Annotated in this window: 19 protein-coding genes; 5 read left to right on the top strand and 14 right to left on the bottom strand. The window is 72.9% G+C overall.

Translation table 11 applies throughout. The features are described from left to right. Positions 1-18 precede the first annotated feature (18 nt). From ACIBK1_RS04750 to ACIBK1_RS04730, 5 genes are all read right to left on the bottom strand, one after another. Positions 19-1,404 carry a cytochrome P450 gene (locus ACIBK1_RS04750; protein WP_396732331.1) on the bottom strand — a complete coding sequence of 462 codons (1,386 nt, stop codon included), beginning with the start codon at positions 1,402-1,404 and terminating at the stop codon, positions 19-21. Next, positions 1,398-2,441, bottom strand: coding sequence for an alpha-hydroxy acid oxidase (locus ACIBK1_RS04745; RefSeq protein WP_030507767.1), 1,044 nt, complete (start codon positions 2,439-2,441; stop codon positions 1,398-1,400). The genes ACIBK1_RS04750 and ACIBK1_RS04745 overlap by 7 nt, the downstream gene beginning before the upstream one ends. Positions 2,442-2,446: 5 nt before the next feature. Next, positions 2,447-4,015, bottom strand: a complete 1,569-nt coding sequence (locus ACIBK1_RS04740; protein ID WP_030507766.1) for an NAD(P)-binding domain-containing protein — start codon at positions 4,013-4,015, stop codon at positions 2,447-2,449. 31 nt (positions 4,016-4,046) lie between these two features. Next, positions 4,047-5,717 (bottom strand): class I adenylate-forming enzyme family protein, encoded by a 1,671-nt coding sequence (locus ACIBK1_RS04735; RefSeq protein ID WP_396732328.1) that lies wholly within the window; start codon positions 5,715-5,717, stop codon positions 4,047-4,049. A 269-nt stretch (positions 5,718-5,986) separates the two neighbouring features. Then, the gene (locus ACIBK1_RS04730) at positions 5,987-6,847 is read right to left on the bottom strand and encodes a GNAT family N-acetyltransferase (protein WP_396732325.1); all 861 of its coding nucleotides are present in this window, start codon (positions 6,845-6,847) and stop codon (positions 5,987-5,989) included. Positions 6,848-6,990: 143 nt separating this feature from the next. Here ACIBK1_RS04730 and ACIBK1_RS04725 point away from each other — a divergent pair, with 143 nt between their 5' ends. After that, positions 6,991-7,653, top strand: a complete 663-nt coding sequence (locus ACIBK1_RS04725; protein WP_030507763.1) for a GNAT family N-acetyltransferase — start codon at positions 6,991-6,993, stop codon at positions 7,651-7,653. Here the strand turns inward: ACIBK1_RS04725 and ACIBK1_RS04720 are convergent. Then, entirely contained in the window at positions 7,628-8,038 is a 411-nt protein-coding gene (locus ACIBK1_RS04720; RefSeq protein ID WP_030507762.1) for a DUF2000 domain-containing protein, read from the bottom strand. The genes ACIBK1_RS04725 and ACIBK1_RS04720 overlap by 26 nt on opposite strands. Before the next feature lie 74 nt (positions 8,039-8,112). Here ACIBK1_RS04720 and ACIBK1_RS04715 point away from each other — a divergent pair, with 74 nt between their 5' ends. After that, positions 8,113-8,940 carry an AraC family transcriptional regulator gene (locus ACIBK1_RS04715; protein ID WP_396732322.1) on the top strand — a complete coding sequence of 276 codons (828 nt, stop codon included), beginning with the start codon at positions 8,113-8,115 and terminating at the stop codon, positions 8,938-8,940. A gap of 2 nt (positions 8,941-8,942) precedes the next feature. Here the strand turns inward: ACIBK1_RS04715 and ACIBK1_RS04710 are convergent, their stop codons facing one another. From ACIBK1_RS04710 to ACIBK1_RS04700, 3 genes are all read right to left on the bottom strand, one after another. After that, positions 8,943-10,109: an MFS transporter gene (locus tag ACIBK1_RS04710; protein ID WP_396732319.1), complete on the bottom strand. Its 1,167-nt coding sequence runs from the start codon at positions 10,107-10,109 to the stop codon at positions 8,943-8,945. 22 nt (positions 10,110-10,131) lie between these two features. Beyond that, on the bottom strand, positions 10,132-10,593 hold the full coding sequence (locus tag ACIBK1_RS04705; protein ID WP_030507759.1) for a PPOX class F420-dependent oxidoreductase: 462 nt from the start codon (positions 10,591-10,593) through the stop codon (positions 10,132-10,134). Between the two features lie 100 nt (positions 10,594-10,693). Then, positions 10,694-11,737, bottom strand: coding sequence for a GntR family transcriptional regulator (locus ACIBK1_RS04700; protein ID WP_030507758.1), 1,044 nt, complete (start codon positions 11,735-11,737; stop codon positions 10,694-10,696). A 135-nt stretch (positions 11,738-11,872) separates the two neighbouring features. Here ACIBK1_RS04700 and ACIBK1_RS04695 point away from each other — a divergent pair, with 135 nt between their 5' ends. The 3 genes from ACIBK1_RS04695 to ACIBK1_RS04685 all read left to right on the top strand — a co-directional run bounded on the left by ACIBK1_RS04695 (position 11,873) and on the right by ACIBK1_RS04685 (position 13,888). Continuing rightward, complete coding sequence (locus ACIBK1_RS04695) at positions 11,873-12,976, top strand: FAD-dependent monooxygenase (protein WP_030507757.1); 1,104 nt, start codon at positions 11,873-11,875, stop codon at positions 12,974-12,976. A 163-nt stretch (positions 12,977-13,139) separates the two neighbouring features. Continuing rightward, positions 13,140-13,331 (top strand): DUF5999 family protein, encoded by a 192-nt coding sequence (locus ACIBK1_RS04690; RefSeq protein WP_030507756.1) that lies wholly within the window; start codon positions 13,140-13,142, stop codon positions 13,329-13,331. Further along, positions 13,328-13,888: an ATP-binding protein gene (locus ACIBK1_RS04685; RefSeq protein ID WP_051761649.1), complete on the top strand. Its 561-nt coding sequence runs from the start codon at positions 13,328-13,330 to the stop codon at positions 13,886-13,888. The genes ACIBK1_RS04690 and ACIBK1_RS04685 overlap by 4 nt, the downstream gene beginning before the upstream one ends. On the opposite strand, the gene ACIBK1_RS04680 is transcribed toward ACIBK1_RS04685, so the two are convergent. The 5 genes from ACIBK1_RS04680 to ACIBK1_RS04660 form a co-directional block, all read right to left on the bottom strand. Next, entirely contained in the window at positions 13,851-16,256 is a 2,406-nt protein-coding gene (locus tag ACIBK1_RS04680; protein WP_231513862.1) for an ATP-binding protein, read from the bottom strand. The genes ACIBK1_RS04685 and ACIBK1_RS04680 overlap by 38 nt on opposite strands. A gap of 139 nt (positions 16,257-16,395) precedes the next feature. After that, positions 16,396-16,620, bottom strand: coding sequence for a hypothetical protein (locus ACIBK1_RS04675; RefSeq protein ID WP_030507753.1), 225 nt, complete (start codon positions 16,618-16,620; stop codon positions 16,396-16,398). Positions 16,621-16,693: 73 nt separating this feature from the next. Further along, positions 16,694-17,197, bottom strand: coding sequence for an NUDIX domain-containing protein (locus ACIBK1_RS04670; protein WP_396732313.1), 504 nt, complete (start codon positions 17,195-17,197; stop codon positions 16,694-16,696). Positions 17,198-17,323: 126 nt separating this feature from the next. Next, positions 17,324-18,304 carry a GlxA family transcriptional regulator gene (locus ACIBK1_RS04665; protein ID WP_030507751.1) on the bottom strand — a complete coding sequence of 327 codons (981 nt, stop codon included), beginning with the start codon at positions 18,302-18,304 and terminating at the stop codon, positions 17,324-17,326. Positions 18,305-18,346: 42 nt separating this feature from the next. Further along, positions 18,347-18,760, bottom strand: a complete 414-nt coding sequence (locus ACIBK1_RS04660) for a universal stress protein (RefSeq protein WP_030507750.1) — start codon at positions 18,758-18,760, stop codon at positions 18,347-18,349. Positions 18,761-18,763: the final 3 nt, after the last annotated feature.

Below are 18,763 nucleotides of genomic sequence, written 5' to 3'. Positions count from 1 at the left end.
CTGAGATCGGCGGGTCGTCTACGTGCCCTGGGGGCGGGCGTCGCCGGAGAAGTGCCGCTCGCACAGCCGCAGCCGGCGCGCGTCCCACACCATGTACGTGCCGAGGACGAGCTGAACCAGGCTGCGCCAGACGTCCTCCCAGCCGTCCTTGAGCCGCATGGACAGCAGCGTCAGGCGTCGTCCCGGCCCGTGCCGCGCGCCCGCCGGACCTCCCGGGTCATGCGGGGTGAGCAGGCACGGTCCCCGGTTGGGCAGCGACCGGGTGTGCGCGGCGGTGGAGTCGAGCTCGTACGCCCGCAGGACCTCCCGCACCGCGACCCGCAGGGCGAGCGGCGCGAGCCGCCACGCCGGGCAGGGACGGTTCGCCGGCATGCCGAACGGGATGTGGTTGAGCTCCCTGGCCGGGGCGTGCCCCGGGGCGAAGCGCCGGGGATCGAAACGCTCGGGTTCGGGAAAGCCCGCGCGGTGGAAGGCGGGGTAGTCGAAGCACAGCACCGAGCCGGCCGGAATGACGACGCCCTCGCCGACGCGGATGTCGTCCGTGGTGACGCGGTGGGCGATGCCGAAGAGCGGGTAGAGCCGCAGCGTCTCCGCGATCACCTGGTCGAGGTAGCGGTCGTCTCCGGCACGGGCCCTGGCCTGCACATCCGGGTGCCGGGCGAGCGCCATCAGCACGTGGGCCGTGGCCTCCGACATCTGCACCACCGCCGTGTTGAAGAAGGCGCCCTGGAGATACAGCGCCCGCTCCCGGGCCGTCAGGCCCGCCGGGAGCTCGTGCCGCACGCGGGGCAGCGACTCGACGAGATAGGCGGTCAGCCGGTCGCGCCGGTCCATGTGCCGCAGGCCGCAGCACTTGAGCGCGGTCACGACGTCGTCCGCGTTGCCGACGATGAGGTCGCGGGCGTGCGGCGGGCACGGCCCGCCGAAGACAAGCTCGTAGGAGAACTCGGCCCAGGCCGGCATGATCAGGTCGCGCAGCCGGACCACTCCGTGCCTGACCCCGTGCCTGCCCTCCAGCGCCCGGCCGACGCACCCGCGGGTGAGCTCCTCCACCCGCGCCCGCGGCAGGGACAGGATGCGGCGCGTGGCCAGGGCGACGGCGTCGTACCGCTCCCCCGCCTCCAGGTGCTCCTGGTGCATCTCGGGCCCCGGCGACAGCCAGTACCAGAACAGGTCGGACAGGACGGCGCCCTCACTCCGGCCGGAGGCCGCCGGATGGGAGTAGACCTCCCTGAACCGGTCCACGCCGACCAGGTCGCCGGGGACCGCGATGCTCTCCTCGCCGTTGATCCTGGTGAACACCCACCCGCGCAGCGCGACGACGCGGGCGGGGAGCCACCGGGGCAGGCTGATCACGACGACGGCCACGGCCACCCACAGCGCCACCCACACCGCCGTCAGCATCGCCGCACCAGCCCCGGCTCCAGGTCGTGCGTCGAGGCGAGGCCGCACAGGGTGAGCGCGTGCTCGACCTCGTCCCGCAGCAGCCCGAGCACGCGGGCCACGCCGCACTCGCCGCCCGCCGCCAGGCCCCAGATCACCGGCCGGCCGACAGCGACGGCGGACGCGCCCAGCGCCATCGCCTTGACCACGTCGGTGCCGCGCCGGATCCCACCGTCCATCAGCACCGGTACGGCTCCGCCGACGGCGGCCACGATCTCCGGGAGCAGATCGACGGTGGCCGGAACGCCGTCGAGCTGGCGTCCGCCGTGGTTGGAGACGTACAGCGCCGACACGCCGTGGTCGAGGGCGAGGCGCGCGTCGGCGGGATGCGTGACGCCCTTGAGCACGATCGGCAGCCGGGTCATCCGTCTCAGCAGATCGACGTGCTCCCAGGAGATCACCGGTGACGTGACGATCGGCCGCACCGTCCCGCGGTCGTCGTCGCGCAGGTTCTCGCAGCGCATGCCCTCGGGCAGGTCGTCGAAGCCGTTGCGCACGTCCTGGTCCCGGCGTCCCCGGGCGGGCGAGTCCACGGTGACGACCAGCGCCGCGCACCCGGCCGCCTCGGCGCGCCTGACGATCGCCTCGGTGAAGGCCATGTCGGGCTGCACGTAGAGCTGGAACCACAGGGTGGCGCCCGGCGCCGCGGCCGCGACGTCCTCGACGGCGACGGTCGCGGCCATGCTCACGATCATGACGGTCTCCGCGGCGGCCGCCGCGCGGGCCGTGGCCTTCTCCCCCTCCGGGTCGGCGAGCCGGTGGAACGCGGTCGGCGCCACCAGCACCGGCATCGCCGCGCGGCTGCCCAGCAGGGTGACCCCGATCCGCGGGCTCCCCGCGCCGCGCAGGACCCGCGGCAGCAGTGCGAGCCGGGCGAACGCCGCCTCGTTGGCCTTCACCGTGACCTCGTCGCCTGCCCCGCAGGCGAAGTAGTCGTAGTGGGCGGGGTCCAGCCGGGCGCGGGCCGCCGCCTCGAAGTCCCGGATCGCCGGCAGCACGGCCGTCACACCGTGACCGGGAGGCTCTGGCGCTGGAAGAAGTCCCGGAGCGGGCGCAGGTGCACCTTCTCCGAGGTCCAGTCGTTCTCCAGGTTCTCGGTGACGTGGTGGACGGCCTCCACCACACCGCCTCGATAGCGGCGTACGACCGGGTGGAGGTAGTGGCCCTCGTCCGCACGCTCCGCGTCGCTCTGCCTGATCCGCCCCACCGAGATGTCGAACGGGTCGATCTGGTCGTGGTGCGGGCCGTACTCCAGGGTGATCGCGAAGTGGCCCGCGTCGCCGACCGGCGGGCCCTGCAGGTCGAGCGGCAGCTCCTCCAGGTAGCGCATGCCGCCGAGCCCGTCCGGGACGATCATGTCGGCGAGCACCCCGAACTGCTGCCACAGCGCCGAGCTGCGGTTGACCCGTTCGAGCACGGCCGCCGCGAGCGCGTCGGGATCGGCGGGGAGGTCGCGGCCCGGCCAGGGGACGCCGTGATGCCGGTGCTCCAGCATGCGGTGCAGGGCGCGCGCGCCGTAGCGGAATCCGTGGATGAACCCGTTGGTGCCGCGCTTGAAGTCGAGCGACTGGGTGATCGTCCCGGCGAAGTGGAGACCGGGCACGTTGACCGACTCGTAGGCCGGGGTCAGCGCGGGGAACCGGTCCCCGATCGTCAGCTCGGGACGGCACTCGGGCGAGAAGATGGACGCGTCGAACCGGAATCCGGTGCAGACGATCACCCGGTCGTACGGAATGTCCTTGGTGACCTCGTCGGCACGAACGAAGGCCACCGTCACCAGGTAGGAGCCGTCGGCCCGGCGCTCGATGTGCCTGATGTCGCCGTCCAGCACGGCGTTCTGCAACTTGAGCTGGTAGGTGTCGAGGAAGCCGGCGTTGACCGCGCGCAGGTGCCCGACGAAGTGGGTCCGCCAGGCCAGGCGCACCGAGTGCGGCCCGGCCACGTGGACGACCGCGGCCGTCTCCAGAAGGTTGTCGGCGGTCTCGAAGGCCGAGTTGGCCTTGCCGATGACGAGCACCCGCATGTTCGTGTAGTCCGCGGGGTCGATCGAGTGGGTGCCGTACTGCTCGGCGGTCTCGATGCCGGGGATGCGCGGGATGTTGGGCCGGGAGACCCCCGTCGCGACGATCACCCGCCATGCCCGGTAGGTCCGGCCGGACTCGTCGGTCACGACGAACGGGCCTTCGGCGTCCGGGCGCGTGACCTCGGCGACCCGTGCGTCGTACGTTACGTGCAGGCCCTGGAAGGCGACGAAGTCCTCCAGGTAGCGGACGAAGTCCTCGGCGGCGGGGAAGTAACGGTCGCTGTAGCGGGTGAACAGGAGACGGGGGTCGTCCGACAGCAGCGAGTTCCAGTCCATCCGGAGGTTGAGCTCCGGATCGTCCCATCCGGTGTACTTCTTGTTGATGGAGATGAGCTTCCGATGGCGGGGGAAGGTCCGGAAGAACGCGCCGGGCTCGGGCGCCGCCTCGAGGATCCGGTAGCCGCGCCCCGCCCGGTGCAGGAAGTGGCCCATCTGCAGGCCCGCCGGTCCGGCGCCGACCACCAGGTAGTCCAGGATGTTGTCCGGCACTGACGCCTCCCTCACTGGGGTGGTTGAAGTTTCACCAGTGTTGGCGGGCGATTCTCAGAGATGGATCAGAGCGCGACGACAGATGCCGTTCCACCAGGGCACGCTTGTCCGGTTTGCCGCTCGGCGCAGCCGGTACGGAGGACACCGTGGTGATCGTCCGGGGGACGCTGTCCGCGCCGAGCTCGGTCCGCACCAGCTCCGCCAGGGCGGCGTGGTCCGGGGTGCGGCCCGGAGCGGGGACGACGAACGCGTGGACGGCCTCCCCGGTCCGCTCGTCCGGCGCGCCGGCCACGTACGCCTCGGCCACGTCGGGATGGCCGGCCAGCGCCCGCTCGATGGGACCGGCGTAGACGACGATCGCGTTCACCATGATCACGTCCCTGGTCCGGCCGGCCAGGTGCAGCAGGCCGGTCTCGTCGAGGTGCCCGAGATCGCGGGTGCGCAGCCAGCCGTCCCGCAGCACGTCGCGGGTCTCCTCCGGCTGATTCCAGTAGCCCGCCATCAGGTAGGGGCCGCGCACGTGGATCTCCCCGGTGCGTCCCGTGGCGACCGGGCGGCCCTCCTCGTCGCGCACGCTGATCTCCACGCCGGGGTGCGGGCGGCCGACCGAGCCGGGCGCGTCGTGGCCCTCCTCCGGCGTGAGCATGGAGATGGCGCCGGCCTCGGTCGCGCCGTACACGACGTGGACGACGGGGCCCAGCCGGTCCAGCGCCTCCAGCAGCCGATGCGGGCTGAGGGGCGACCCGGAGACCGTCAGCGCGCGCAGGCTGCCGAGGTCGACCGGCTCCTCGCGGAGCAGGTCGAGCATCTGGCACAGCCGGGGCACGGTCACGATCGCGCCGGTGATCCGGTGCCGCTCGATCGCGTACGGGAACAGTGGCCGGCCGTCCTCGTCGGGGATCACCGCGGTGCCGCCGCCGAGCAGGCACGGCGCCAGGAACTCCAGCACCACCAGGCTGGACAGGGTGCCGAAGAGCATGTAGCGGTGGAATGACTCGCCGAAGCCGGGCGCTGCCGACGACCAGCCGCTAAGGGCGGACCAGTGCGCCGCCAGGGCCCGGTAGGTGAGCACGCAGCCCTTCGGCCGGCCCGTGCTGCCGCTGGTGAAGGTCAGCAGGGCCGCGTCGTCCGGGCGTGCCGTCACGGCGGGGAAGCCGCCGTCGCCGGGATGGGCCAGGAGGTCGGCCGCCCCGGGGACGGGTCCCAGCGACAGCGCGGCGGCAGGCCCGGCGGACCGGGCGGCGTGGAGCAGTTCCGGCGTCGTCGTCGACCGGTCGACGACCACGGCGTCGACTCCCGCGCCGAGGACGTCGGCGAGCTGACGGGCCGTGTACCCGGGCTTCACGCTCACGACGCGACAGCCCAGCACGTGCGCGGCCATCTGCGCGGCGAACCCTTCCGGCGACAGCCCGGTGCGGACGGCGACGCCCTTGCCGGGGCCGAGTCCCGCATCGCGCATCGCGCCGGCCATGCGCCCGATGAGCTCCAGCAGCTCGCCCCGGGAGACGATCCTGTCGCCCTGTTCGAAGGCGGGCGTGCCGGGCGAGCCGCGCAGCGCCTCCAGCAGCAGGTGGGGGAAGGAATCGGCGGCGTGCTCGGGCGACCAGCCGGAGTCCGGCGGCGCGGTCAGCGGCTCAGTGGGCGGCTCAGTGGGCGGCGCGGCGCGATCATGGTGCGTGGCGCGGGTGACGGGATCGTGCATGTCCGGCTCCTTCGTCTCGCGAGGCACCCGCCCGCGGCGACGACACGACCGGCCGCGGCGCGGGCGCCGGTGTGCCACCGGCGGTCGCGACGGTAGGCGGCGCAGATCAGAGCCGGATCAGAACACGCGCCCGCGAGCCGTCGTGGGAGCGGCAAGGTGGAGGGCAGGCTGGGAGCGGCCCAGTGGCGAGGGGCCCGGTGGGAGGGGCCCGGCGGGAGGGGCCCGGCGGGAGCGACAGGGTGGGATTGGCGGGGCGGGATTGGCACAGCTCAGCCCATCGCGAGCATCATCGGGGCGAACATGCGGGTCCGGTCGCCGGGGACCGGCCTGCCGCCGTGGACCATGAAGGACGTCGAGAACGCCTGTGACAGGCCCCGCTCGCCGAGCCAGTCCAGCAGGCCCGGCCGGGCGCGCTCGGCCTCGATCCGCACCAGGCCTCCGGCCTTCCGCGCGAGGTCGGTGACGAGCGCGCGGGCGGCCGCCTCGCCGTCGGCGACCACCGGCCCGATGAACAGCGTGTCGACGCTGCGCCACGACACGGCGTAGCCGGTCAGCCCCGTCTCGTCCTCGGTGACCCTGACCTCCTCGGCGAAGGCGAACAGCCGCGCCAGCAGATCGGCCCGGTCGGCGCCGAAGACCTCCCCGTCCAGCGCCAGCAGGGCGCCGAGATCGGCGTCGAGGTCGGCCGGTCTCGACAGGACGGGGTCGTGCCCGGCGCGCAGGCGCCCCACGCGCGCCTCGGTCACGCCCAGCGCCTCGAATCCGAGCTTCTCGTACAGCGGCCTGCCGAACTCGGTGGCCCAGAGGAAGACGGTCGCGTCACCTGCCGCGTCGAGCACGTGCGTCATCAGCCGGCGGCCCAGCCCGCGTCCGCCGTACCGGGTGGCGACGAGCATCATGCCGATGCCCGCCGCGGCCGTGCCGTACCGGGTGAGCGTGACCGTGCCCGCGAGATCTCCCGAAGGGGCGTCGATCGCGTAGACCTCGGCGTTCTCCAGGAGGAACAGCCACTTGCGCTCCTCCCGGGCCCAGGCCCTGTCCTCGCTCAGGGCGAGGCATCGGCTCAGGTCCTCGGGTCCGAGCCGGCGTACGGGAAGCTCGGCGGCCGGCGTGGTGAGCGGGTCGGGCATGCGTTCTTCCTTGTCCGCGCCGGTCGCGGCCCCGGCGCTCGTGGCGGCATCCGAGGCTAGCCGCACCACCGATCACGCGGAAACCGATTTTCTCCAGGAAAAACCACTGTCCGGCGGGCGACCGATCTCGTCACGATGGTGTCATGCGACATTGGCCGCTCTTGTCCCTGCGACTGACGACCCCCCGGCTGGAGCTGCGCCTGCCCGGCCTGGACGACCTGGACGCCCTCGCGGACCGGGCCGCCGAGGGCGTGCACGACCCCGGCGAGATGCCGTTCGGCGAGCCGTGGACGGACGCCCCGCCGCACGAGCGCGCCCGCTCGACCGTCCAGATCCACTTCCGGCAGTGGGGCACCTGGTCTCCCGGCAACTGGGCGTGCTCGTTCGTGACCGTGTGGGAGGGCCAGGTGGCCGGCGTGCAGGAGATGCGGGCCGTCGACTTCGCCGTCACCCGGGAGGTCGACACCGGTTCCTGGCTCGGGCGGCGCTTCCAGGGCAGAGGCATCGGCACCGAGATGCGCGCCGCCGTCCTGCACCTCGCCTTCACCGGCCTCGGCGCGCGGTATGCGACGTCGGCCGCCTTCGTGGACAACACGAAGTCGCTGGCGGTCTCCCGGCGGCTCGGCTACCGCGAGGACGGGCTCGCCGTGGAGAAGCGCAGGGGCGAGGCCGCCCTGCAGCAGCGGCTGCGGCTGTCGCGCGACGAGTGGACCAGCCCCGACGGGTTCGAGATCCACGGCCTCGAACCCTGCCTCCCCCTGTTCGGAGCCTCGGAAAGGATCACGGATGCAGGGGGAGCCCCTTGAGCGTCTTGTCCACGGCGTTCCTGGGGCCGTGGACGGCCAGCCCGACGAGCGGCATCTCCTCGGCCGTGACGGCCCGTACGGCGGCCCGGTTGTCCACGTCGTTGCCGGTCTTGAACATCTCCTCGATGTAGACGGCCACGGCGAGCCCCCGTTCGACGGCGCGGGCGCGCACGCGGGCCAGCCCGGCGGGGTCCGCGGCGTAGACGAGCACGGGCTGGCGGAACATCGGCAGATAGGAGGTGCCCGAGCCGTCCTCGTACCGCTCCCCGATCACCTCGGGGGCTCCCCCCGCGACCGCGCTCGCCAGGAACGCCGTCACGTTCAGCTTCTGCCACACGGCCAGGTCCCCCCGGACCACAATGCCGATCTTGGTATCGAAACGCATGCGCCCCAGCCTGCCTCCGCGCGTACGGACGGTCTTGTACGCTCGTGCGCCGCCCATCCGCGCACAATGGTGCTGTGGCACATGATTGGTCCCGCTACTGGCGCTCTCCCGACCGGTCGCTGGAGGCCATGCACGCCCACTTCGCCCGGCACGTCTACCACCGGCACAGCCATGAGACGTATTCCTTCGGCCTCACCGAGGAGGGCAACCAGGCGTTCACCTGCCGGGGAGCCGCGCACACCAGCGTGACGGGCATGGTCATGGCGTTCAACCCGGACGACCCGCACGACGGGCACGCCGCCGACGCCCTCGGGTTCACCTATCGGATCGTCCACATCGGGCCGGAGCTGGTCACCGGCGTGCTGGGCGACGTGGCCGGGCGGGAGACGGGACCGCCGTTGTTTCCCCACCCCGTCGTCCGCGACCCGGCGCTCGCGGCCGGGCTCAAGGCGCTGCACAAGGCCCTGCTCGGGGGCGCCGGCGCGCTCCGCCGGGACGAGTTGCTGACCGCCGTCGTCTCCTCGATCGTCCGGCGGGCCGCCACTCAGCCGGTGCGCGCGCGGGAGGCCACCTCCGCGGACGCCCGCCGCATCGCCGAGCGGGTGCGGAGCCGCCTCCAGGACGCCCCGCTCGCCGAGGTCACCGCCGACGAGCTCGCCGCCGTGACCGGGAGCAGCAGGTTCGCCGTCTATCGCGCGTTCCGTGCCGTGTACGGCATGGCGCCCAGCGACTACCAGCGCCTGCTCCGGTTGCGTACGGCCCGGCGGCTGATCGCGCAGGGCCGTTCACTGGGCGAGGCGGCGGCCGAGGCGGGGTTCGCCGACCAGAGCCACCTCACCCGGTGGTTCGTCCGCTGTTACGGCATAAGCCCCGGGAATTACCGGGCGGCCGTAGCGGTCTGATTTCAGGCCGCCCACCGCCCGCGCCTGCCCGCGTACGCGGCGGCCCCCGCGAGCAGGCCGGCCAGCAGCAGATAACCCGAGGTCAGGGACAGCGCGGTCGCAACCGCCCCGACAAGGAGCGGGCCGCCCGCGTCGCCGATCTCCCGGCCGACCTCGGCGCTTCCCATGGTCTGACCCATGCGCTCGGGAGGTGTGGCCTCCGCCAGAACGGCGAACCCGAGCGGGGTGACCAGCCCGATCCCCGCGCCTGCCGTCGCCGCCGCGAGGACGAGCGGGACCACGCCCGGCACGGCGGCGAGCACGAAGGCCGCCGCGCAGAGCAGCAGCCCGGTGGCCAGGCCCCGGACCGGGCTGATCCTCCTCGCGTCGAGCGCCCGGCCCGCGAGTGGCTGGGCGACGGCGGAGCACGCGGCCAGCACGGAGACGGCCGCACCGGTCGCGATCGGCCCGAGCCCGTCCGCCCGCCCGGACACCGGCAGGAAGCCGACTCCCACCGACAGTGCCGCCGTGCCCGCAGCCAGGGCCGTCATCGGCCTCAGGAACCCGGGATCGGCGATACGCCGGATGAGGTCCCCCACGGTCTGCCTGGTGCGCGGCAGCGGAGGCACCCGGGGCACCGTGAGGGCCGCCCAGCACGCCACCGCGGCGGCCAGCACGGCCATGACCGCGAACAGCAAGCGCAGGCCACCCGCCGCCACGACCGCTCCGCCGAGGAAGGGGCCGATCGTGTAGCCGACGCTCTTGTAGAAGCCGTACGAGCCGAAGGCCCGGCCGCGCGCGGTCTCCGGGGTCAGCCGCGCCACCAGCGCGGACGCCGCGGGCGAGAACGCCGAGGCCGCCGCACCCTGCCCCAGCCTCGCGGCCAGGAGCCACCCGGTGTCCGGGAGACCATGGGACCGGGCCGCCACCACGTAACCGCCCGAGGCGAGCACGAACGCGACGAGGCCGCCCACGAGCACCGGGCGCGGTCCGATCCGGTCGGCCAGCGTGCCGAACGCCGGTTTGAGCACGACCTCGGCGCCGTCGTACAGGGCGAGCAGCAGGCCGAGCCGGAGCAGGGACGCTCCCGCGTCGTCGCCGGCCACGCCGAGACTGGCCGCGATGCCGTGTGCGCCGAAGGCTGTGGTGAACCCGGCGGCGTACAGGGGCCGCAGGCGCGCGCGGCTCACGGGCCGGTCCGGGACCGGCGCGTCACGCCAGGCGCGGCGGGAACCCGCCGGTGGCCACCGGCCCCCAGGACGTCGGGGTGATCCGCACCAGCGACTTGCCCTGGCGGGCCATGGCCGCGCGATACTCCTCCCAATCGGGGTGCTCTCCGGAGATCGAGCGGTAGTACTCGACCAGCGGCTCCAGTGCCTCCGGCAGGTCGAGCACCTCGGCGGTGCCGTCCACCTGCACCCACGGCCCGTCGAAGTCGTCCGACAGCACCACCACGCTCGCGCGCGGGTCGCGGCGGGCGTTGCGGGCCTTGGCGCGTTCGGGATAGGTCGACACGACGATGCGGCCCTCCGCGTCGACTCCGCACGTCACCGGGGACGCCTGGGGGCCGCCGTCGCGTCTCGTCGTGATCAGGATCGCCCGGTGGCGACCACGGAGGAAGTCGAGCAACTCCTCACGGGAGACCTTGTCCGCGGTCGCGATCCTGGGGCTCATGCTCGCTCCTCGCCTTCGGCTCGCAGCGGCATTCGCCAGGCGCTGTGCTCATTGATTCGCTCGCTACGCTCACTCATGCGGCCACTTTAATCAGCTTCGATCAGCATCCGGAGGCGCGGCTCCGCTCCACCAGGCCGGTGACGCCGTCGAGCAGGAGCCGCATGCCGAGCTCGAACAGGTCGTCGAGGCGGAAGTCGTACCCGTCCTCACCCAGGTCGCCGATGACCTTGGTGAAGGCCGGATAGCGCCCCGACCCCGCGATGGCGCTGAGCGCCGGCCCCTGGACGTCCATCCACTGGTCCTCGGACAGGCCGGTCGCCGCCGCGATCTGCGCCTCGCGCTCCAGGTTGATCGCCAGGCCCTGCACGTGGCTGTAGAGCAGGATGTGGACGTCGAGGACGGTCACGGGATCGAGGCCCAGACCGTCGAGGGCGGCCAGCGCCCAGTCGGCGTGCGCGGTCAGCCCGGGCAGCGGCAGCGGCCTGCCGAGGGGGCTGAGCTGCGCCAGCCAGGGATGCCGCCGGAAGGTCGCCCACAGCGTGCGCCCCGCGATCTCCAGCCGTTCCCGCCAGCCCGCCGGAGGATCGGCGGGATAGCCCAGCTCGCCGAACGCCGCGTCCGCCATGAGCAGGATCAGGTCGTCCTTGCCTCCGACGTACCGGTACGGCGACATGGCCGCGACCCCGAGCCGGGCCGCCACACCGCGCATCGACAGCGCCGTCAGCCCCTCGGCGTCGGCGATCTCGATGGCCGCCCGTACGACCCGTTCTCGGGTCAGCTCGCGTTCGGTCCCCGGGCCGGGCCGCCGCCGCGCCGTCTCCGCATCGGGTGAGGGCTGCGGCGTGAGGCGGGCCCGATCTCCCGGCTGTGCGGCGGCTCCCGGCGCGGGCGAGGAGGCCGGGAGCGGAGGGGTTGGGGACGGGACGGCCGGGGACGGCTCGGCGACGACCGTGCCGACGCGGGGTTCGGCCCTGACCAGCCCTTCCCTGCGCAGCTCGGCGAGCGCCCTCGTCGCGGTGGCGAGCGCGACCCCCCACTGCGCGGCCACCTGCCGGGTCGAGGGCACCCGATCACCGGGCGCCAGCTCGCCCTCGGCGATCCTGCGCCTGAGCTCGGCGGCGATCCTCGCGTACGGCGGTGTCACGTCGCCCTCCCTTCTGTACTAGGACAGAACCTAGCTGTCCTAGTACACAAATCTGCAATAATCGCAGGTTGCGCGGCCTTCGCTTACACCGTACATTCATCGTGCATACAGCATCCACACCCCAAGGGAGCTTCGATGACCAACGTGCTCGTCTCCGGCGCCGGTGTCGCGGGGATCACGCTCGCCTACTGGCTGCGCCGCCACGGCTTCGCCCCGACCGTGGTGGAGCGCGCGCCCGGCCTCCGCGCCGGCGGGCAGGCGGTCGACGTACGCGGCGTCGCGCTGGAGGTCGCCGGCCGCACCGGCGTACTCGACGAGGCCCGGCGCCTGCGCACCACCCACCGCGGCATGTCGGTGTACGACGGCGACGGCAACGAGATCATGCGCTCGCAGGAGTCGACCTACAGCAGCGGCCGTCTCGACAACGACGACATCGAGCTGCTGCGCGAGGACCTCACCCGCCTGCTGTACGACCGCACGCGCGAGGACGTCACCTTCATGTTCGGCGACTCGATCGCCGCGCTGGAGCAGGACGAGCGGGGCGTGCTGGCGCGGTTCGAGCACGCCGAGCCGCGCCGGTACGACCTGGTGGTGGGCGCGGACGGCCTGCACTCCACGGTCCGGCGCCTGGCCTTCGGGCCGGAGCAGGAGTTCGTCCGTCACCTGGGGACCTACCTGGCCGTCTTCGGCATGGACAACTTCCTCGGGCTGGAGGACTGGCAGGTCTGGATGCAGGACGGGGAGCGCGGATACGGCGTCTTCCCCGTGCGGGGGAACACCGAGCTGCGGGTCACTCTGGGCTTCCGGTCCGAGCCGCTCGACCATCGGGACCCCGCCCGGCTGCGCGCGGCCGTGGCCGAGGCGTTCGCGGGCGCGGGCGGCGAGACGTCGCGGCTGCTGAAGGGCATGGAGGAGGCGGGCGACTTCTACTGCGACTCCATGGCCCAGATCCACATGGACCGGTGGACGTCGGGACGGATCGCGCTCGTCGGCGATGCCGCCTGCTGCCCCTCCCCTCTATCCGGCCAGGGCACGAGCCTCGCCCTCGTCGGCGCGTACGTGCTGGCCGCCGAGCTGGCGGCGGCGGGAGGCGCGCACGAGGCCGCCCTCGCCCGCTACGAGCGGCGGATGCGGCCCTTCGTGGCCCTCAACCAGGCACTTGCCACGGAGAACCCGGGCAGAGGGGCCTCCGAGGAGTCGGTCGATCGCGCCAAGGACGCGATCTCCCTGGACGAGTGAGGGCCCGCCGGCGCTTTACCTGCCCTCTACCCGACTAGCACCCACTACGTACGTATGCCTCGAACAGGTATCGATACGGGTGTTTTCCCCCTGCCCGCCCCAAGACGCAAGAGGGCAGTCTGAAAACGTCTTAAAGAGTGCATGAGAGTCAGGGGGACCGATCATGTGCCAGCACCACCCGCAGTGCCCGTCGGCGGACGCACCGGACCGCGACGCGGCCTGTCTGATCGCTTTCCACCCGGAGCAGGGATGGGGCCTGCTCTGCAACGGCGTGGTGCTCTTCGACGACCGCGGTGAGCTCATGCCGGACGGCCGCAGCATTCCGGCTCGCGCGTCTTTGGGGTGTGCCGCATGAGTCTGCTCATTTCCGTTCAGGACAAAGCACTGTCACCCGCGTCACCGTCGTCCTCGCAGGGCGGCAACACGCCCCCCGCGCCGCAGCGCCGGCGCTCCGCGGTCCGGAACCGCTGGGAGGCGCTGCGGAAGCGGGTCGGCGACCTCGCGATCCAGCTCGTGGACGACCCCGACGTCGAGACGGCCTCCTGGCGGCTGCCCGCCGACGCCACCTCCGCCGGGCTGGCCCGGCGGCTGGTCCACGAGCGGCTCGGCGCCTGGGGCATGGAGAACCTGTCCGACGTGACGCAGCTGCTCGTGAGCGAGCTGGTCACGAACGTGCTGTGCCACACCTGCTGCGGCGACCTCGTCGTACGGCTGTCGGCCGTCGAGGGGCTGCTGCGCTGCGAGGTGGAGGACTGCGACGACGCGATGCCCGAGATGGCCCGGCCCTCCACGGGTGAGGAGCACGGGCGCGGACTGCGGCTGATGGACTCGCTGGCCTGCTGCTGGGGCGCGGAGCGCACCCGACAGGGCAAGATCATGTGGTTCGAGCTGCCCGTCTACGCCCTCCGCTGACCGGCCCGCTCTTCGGGCCGGTCGCGCCGTCCGCGACCTGGCCGTCCGCGTATTCGCTCAGCCGTTCCTGCACCCAGGCGGCGACCTGGGCCCGCGACTTGAACCCGAGCTTGTCGAGAATGTGCTCGATGTGGCCTTCCGCGGTGCGTTGAGAGATCACCAGCCTGCCGGCGATGTCCTTGTTGCTCAGTCCCTCGGCGACAAGGTGCGCGATCTCCGTCTCCCTGCGCGTCAGCGGTGCGATCCGGCCCTCGAACGGTGCCGGCTCGCGGACGGCCGGCACCCGTTCGAGCAGGGCGCACACCAGGGCCTCTTCCCTCGTCAGGGCCGCGCCTCGGGAGAACTCGGTCTGGAAGGCGCGCTCGCCCAACGCCTCCGAGGTGGCCGCCTCGCACTCGTCGTGACAGCGGATCATGTAGCGGAACTCCGCCAGCCGCGCGCCCACGGCCTGCCAGCAGGTCCGCGCGACGCCGAGCAGCCGGGCCGCCCGCTCGTACTTCTGCTCGCCGGCGGCGAACCAGGCATGCGCCTCCAGGTTCATGCCCATGCCGATCTGGTCGCCCATCGCCGTGTTGTAGCGCAGGCTCTCGTTGTTGATCTGGCAGGCCGTGCGTGTGTCGCCCCGGTTCCAGGCGTCGATCGCCAGCGCCAGCAGCGCGTACGCCCGGTGCCACCCCTCGCCGTACAGGTCGCACAGGGCCACGCACTCCTCGGCGAGATCACGGGCGGCCGGACGGCCGAGGAACGCGTTGGCCAGGGCGAGCCGGTTGAGGGCCAGTGCGAGGCCCATGGGGTTGCCGACGGCGCGGTGGGCGGCCTCCGCCTCCTCGTATCGCCGCATGCCGCTCTCCAGGTCGCCCACGGACACGGCCGCCATGCCGGACAGGAACGCGATGTAGCCGAGCGTCACCCGCAGCCCGAGCCGCTCGGCGATCGAGGCGGCCTCCTCCAGCCGTGCGAGCGTGGTGGCGCAGTCGCCCCTGAGCAGGGAGATCCAGGCGCCCGCCCACAGCGCGTGGGCGCGCACCTCGCCGGGTTCCGTGGCGGCGGCCAGGCTCCGGTCGAACCAGCCCGCCCCCTCCGACAGGTGGTAGCCGCTCCAGTGGTAGAGCAGTTCCGCGGTCATCGCCAGGCCCGTCTCGGCCTCTCCCGGCTCGCGCAGCGACCAGTCCAGGGCCTTGCGGAGGTTGACGTGGTCGGGCTGCAGGCGTTCCACCCAGGACTGCTGGGCGGCGCTGAACAGCTCCGCCCAGGCCCGTGAGGTGATCTTCCGGTAGTAGTCGCGGTGGCGCCGGTGCAGCGTCGCCTCCTCCCCGGAGGCGGCCAGCAGTTCCCGGCCGAACTGCCGCACCGTGTCGAGCAGGCAGTAGCGGACCATGCCGTCGGACTCCCTGCGGAGCAGGACCGACTTGTCGACCAGCCCCGCGACGAGTTCGAGCACGTCCTCGCGGGCGATCCCATCGCCGGCGCACACCTGCTCGGCCGCCTCCAGGTCCAGGCGGCCGGCGAAGACCGAGACCCGCTGCCACAGCAGCCGCTCCTGCTCGGTGCACAGCTCGTAGCTCCACTCGAACAGCGCGCGCAGCGTACGCTGCCGGGGCAGCGCGGCCCGCGATCCCCCGGTCAGCAGCCGGAACCGGTCGTCCAGCCGCTCCAGCACCTGCCGCACCGACAGGGCGCGCAGCCGGACGGCCGCCATCTCGATCGCCAGGGGCAGGCCGTCGAGCCGGCGGCAGATCTCGGCCACCACCTCCTCGTTCTCCTCGGTCACCTCGAACCCGGGGACGACCGACGCGGCCCGCTCGGCGAACAGCCGGACCGCGTCCGACTCGGCGAGCGGCACCGCCGAGTCGCCGCCCGGAGTGGGCGTCGACAGCGGCGCCAGCTCGAGGATCTGCTCGCCGGCGATGCCCAGCGCCTGCCTGCTCGTGGCGAGGACCCGAAGGTCGGGGAGCGCACGGACCAGCGTGTCCACGAGCACCGCGCACTCGGCGAGGACGTGCTCGCAGTTGTCGAGCACGATCAGGGCCTGCCTGCCCCGCAGGCGTTCGACCAGCACGTCGAGCGGCGGCCGGGTCGAGTGCTCGTTGACCGACAGCGCCTCGGCCACGGCCTGCGCCAGAAGGCCGGGATCTTCGAGCGCGCCCAGCTCGACGAGCCGTACGCCGCCGGGGAAGGTCCTGCGGACCTCCTCGGCCGCCCGCAGCGCGAGGCGGGTCTTCCCCACCCCGCCCATGCCGATCAGCGTGACCACGTGCGAGGTCCCCAGCAGGCGTTTGAGCTCGGCCACCTCATGCCGGCGCCCCACGAAGCTGGTCACCTCCGCGGGCAGCCCGTCCTGTTCCCCCCTGGCAGCTCTCGTTCGCATCGCGGTCATGACGCCCACGCCGCCCCCGTCGTCGGTATGCCACCACGTCGTGGCACATACCCAGCGTACAAAGCGGTTCCGGCCGTCCTCTGTCCGCTCGCCGAGGCGGCCGGGCGGCCGGGCGCCCCAGGGGGCGGGCTCAGCCCTTCATTCGCCGCAGGATCTGCTCGCGCCTGATCTGCAGGTCGTCGATGAGCGCCTCCTGCTGCTCGACGTTGGTCAGCAGGGTGGCCTTCTCCGCCATGTCCGTGGGCGCGTTCCAGCTCTGCCCGATCTCCTCACGTAGCTGCGCGGTCTCCCTGCGCATGCGCTCGATCTGGGCGTCCACCTCGTCGAGCTCCTTCTTGAGCTCCGGATCGTCCATGCCTCACCGTCCCGTCGCGTCACTCGCGTTCGCCATGGAGTGTTCGTCCACCCCATTCCACGGGGACGGGAAACTATTCGGCGACGGAGACAGGGAGGTAGACGGTTTCGCCGGTCGCGCGGGCCCGCTGCGCCGCCGTCAGCCGCGCCACCAGGTAGGCCGGCATGAGCGAGGCGGCCTGCTCCGCGGTGAAGAACCCGTAGTCGTCCAGCTCCTCCTCCTGCAGGACCACCCTCGTCCCGTCCTCGCCCGTTCCGTCCTCGCCCGTTCCGTCATCGAACGTGCCGCAGTCGAACAGGAAGTGGACCAGCGGGATCGGCCGGTCGTCCAGCGGCGGAACCCACTGGACCACGAGGAGGCGGCCCACCTGCCGGGTGAGGCCCAGCTCCTCGGCCAGCTCCCGGCCGCAGGCCGCCTCGGGCGACTCTCCCTCGTCGATGTGGCCGCCCGGCCAGCCCCAGTGATCGCGGTAGCCCGGCTTCACGAGCAGGACCCGCCCGGAGGGGTCGGTGAGGAAACCGGCCGCCGCGGCGGCCACCTTGAACAGCCCCGCGTAGAAGACGTCCGCCGGGATCATCGCAGCTCCGATCGCATGCCCCGAGCCTAGTCAGGGATGGTCCCCTAGATCACGCGGAGGAGTTGCCGCGCCGGATACGGCCTGCTCGTGCCGGTCCTCGTCACGCACCACCCGCGCCGGCACGCCCTACAGGCGGGTGGTGCGGAAGCGCGACCGGTACGCGGCGGGCGGCACACCGATCTCGCGGACGAACGCCCGCCGCATGGTCTCGGGCGAGCCGAACCCGGCGCGGCGCGCGACCACGTCGAGCGGATCGTCCCCGGCCTCCAGCAGGCCCCGCGCGGTCTCGATTCGGACGAGTTCGACGTACCGGGCAGGGGTGATGCCCGTCTCCCCCTTGAACAGGCGCGTGAGCTGGCGGACGCTCAGCCCCGCCCGGGCGGCCATGGCGCTCAGCCCGTGGTCCGCGGCGGGATCGACGGTCACCGCGTCCAGCACCGGCCGCAGGGCCTCGCCGCGCGTGGCCCCGCAACGCAGCCGCACGCTGAACTGCGACTGGCCGCCCGGCCGCTGCATGAACACCACCAGGTGCTTGGCGACCGTTCTGGCCAGTGCGGTGCCGTGGTCCTCCTCGACCAGGCCCAGGGCCAGGTCGATCCCGGACGTCACCCCGGCCGAGGTGATGACCCGGCCGTCCCGGACGAAGATGGCGTCCGGGTCGACCGTCACGCGGGGGTAGGTGAGCGCCAGCCGGTCTGCCAGGTCCCAATGGGTGGCCGCCCGGCGGCCGTCGAGGATCCCGGCCGCCGCGAGGACGAAGGCACCGGCGCACACCGATGCCGTGCGCCCGGCCCGCTCGGACAGCCGGCGGACCTGTTCGAGCAGGGCCCGGTCGCATTCGGTGGCCGAGACGTCCGGGCTGCCCGGCACGAGCAGTACGTCGGGCGCCTCCCCCGCCAGGTCCTCCAGGGCCAGGTCGGCGCCGAGGCGGACGCCGCCGCTGGTCCTGATGTCCCGCCCGCCCGGGGAGGCGGTGCGCAGCCGGTACGTCGCTCCGTGCTCGTTGGCCACGGTGAACACCTCGAGCGGGCCGGTCACGTCCAGCAACCGGACGCCGTCGTACACGACGACGACCACGCAGTGACCCGCCCCCGCCCGGACGCCCATGCGTCCAGTCTGCGCCACCCTGCTCCTCACCCGCCGGGCAGCTCAGAGCACCAGGAGGAGCGAGGTAGGCGTGTGCAGCCCGACCTCGTGGCTGACGCTGCCGCCGAGAAGTGCGCCGAGCCTGCCGTGGTGGCGGGGACCGAGCACGATGAGATCGGCTTTCATCGCGCGGGCCCGGTCGAGGACGGCGTCCGGGACGCCCTCGTGGAGGACGTTCACCACCTCACCGTCCGCCTCGATTCCGGCGGCGCGCAACGGGGCGAGGGCCTGGTCGACCACCGCGCGGGCCGTGGCGTCGTCCTCCAACGCGACCACCTGGTCATACACGGCCTCGCTCTCCTCGGCGTGGAGGACGTGGACCGCCGCGCCGGTGAGGCGGGCGAGATCGGTGACGGCCTGGATGACGCGGTCGGCCCGGTCGGAGCCGTCGATCGCGGCGAGAATGCGGGTGTACATGGA

Origin of the sequence: Microbispora rosea, from assembly GCF_044460045.1 — a bacterium.
Classification (GTDB): domain Bacteria; phylum Actinomycetota; class Actinomycetes; order Streptosporangiales; family Streptosporangiaceae; genus Microbispora; species Microbispora rosea.
The sequence above is the reverse complement of the archived record's forward strand: the minus strand, read 5'-3'. Positions and strand labels throughout refer to the sequence as shown.

Coding starts and splice junctions, on each gene's coding strand:
- ACIBK1_RS04660 (WP_030507750.1), bottom strand. CDS start 18,760: ATGTACACCCGCATTCTCGCCGCGATCGACGGCTCCGACCGGGCCGAC.
- ACIBK1_RS04730 (WP_396732325.1), bottom strand. CDS start 6,847: ATGCCCGACCCGCTCACCACGCCGGCCGCCGAGCTTCCCGTACGCCGG.
- ACIBK1_RS04685 (WP_051761649.1), top strand. CDS start 13,328: ATGAGTCTGCTCATTTCCGTTCAGGACAAAGCACTGTCACCCGCGTCA.
- ACIBK1_RS04725 (WP_030507763.1), top strand. CDS start 6,991: ATGCGACATTGGCCGCTCTTGTCCCTGCGACTGACGACCCCCCGGCTG.
- ACIBK1_RS04705 (WP_030507759.1), bottom strand. CDS start 10,593: ATGAGCCCCAGGATCGCGACCGCGGACAAGGTCTCCCGTGAGGAGTTG.
- ACIBK1_RS04665 (WP_030507751.1), bottom strand. CDS start 18,304: ATGGGCGTCCGGGCGGGGGCGGGTCACTGCGTGGTCGTCGTCGTGTAC.
- ACIBK1_RS04680 (WP_231513862.1), bottom strand. CDS start 16,256: ATGCGAACGAGAGCTGCCAGGGGGGAACAGGACGGGCTGCCCGCGGAG.
- ACIBK1_RS04720 (WP_030507762.1), bottom strand. CDS start 8,038: ATGCGTTTCGATACCAAGATCGGCATTGTGGTCCGGGGGGACCTGGCC.
- ACIBK1_RS04670 (WP_396732313.1), bottom strand. CDS start 17,197: ATGATCCCGGCGGACGTCTTCTACGCGGGGCTGTTCAAGGTGGCCGCC.
- ACIBK1_RS04695 (WP_030507757.1), top strand. CDS start 11,873: ATGACCAACGTGCTCGTCTCCGGCGCCGGTGTCGCGGGGATCACGCTC.
- ACIBK1_RS04690 (WP_030507756.1), top strand. CDS start 13,140: ATGTGCCAGCACCACCCGCAGTGCCCGTCGGCGGACGCACCGGACCGC.
- ACIBK1_RS04735 (WP_396732328.1), bottom strand. CDS start 5,717: ATGCACGATCCCGTCACCCGCGCCACGCACCATGATCGCGCCGCGCCG.
- ACIBK1_RS04750 (WP_396732331.1), bottom strand. CDS start 1,404: ATGCTGACGGCGGTGTGGGTGGCGCTGTGGGTGGCCGTGGCCGTCGTC.
- ACIBK1_RS04675 (WP_030507753.1), bottom strand. CDS start 16,620: ATGGACGATCCGGAGCTCAAGAAGGAGCTCGACGAGGTGGACGCCCAG.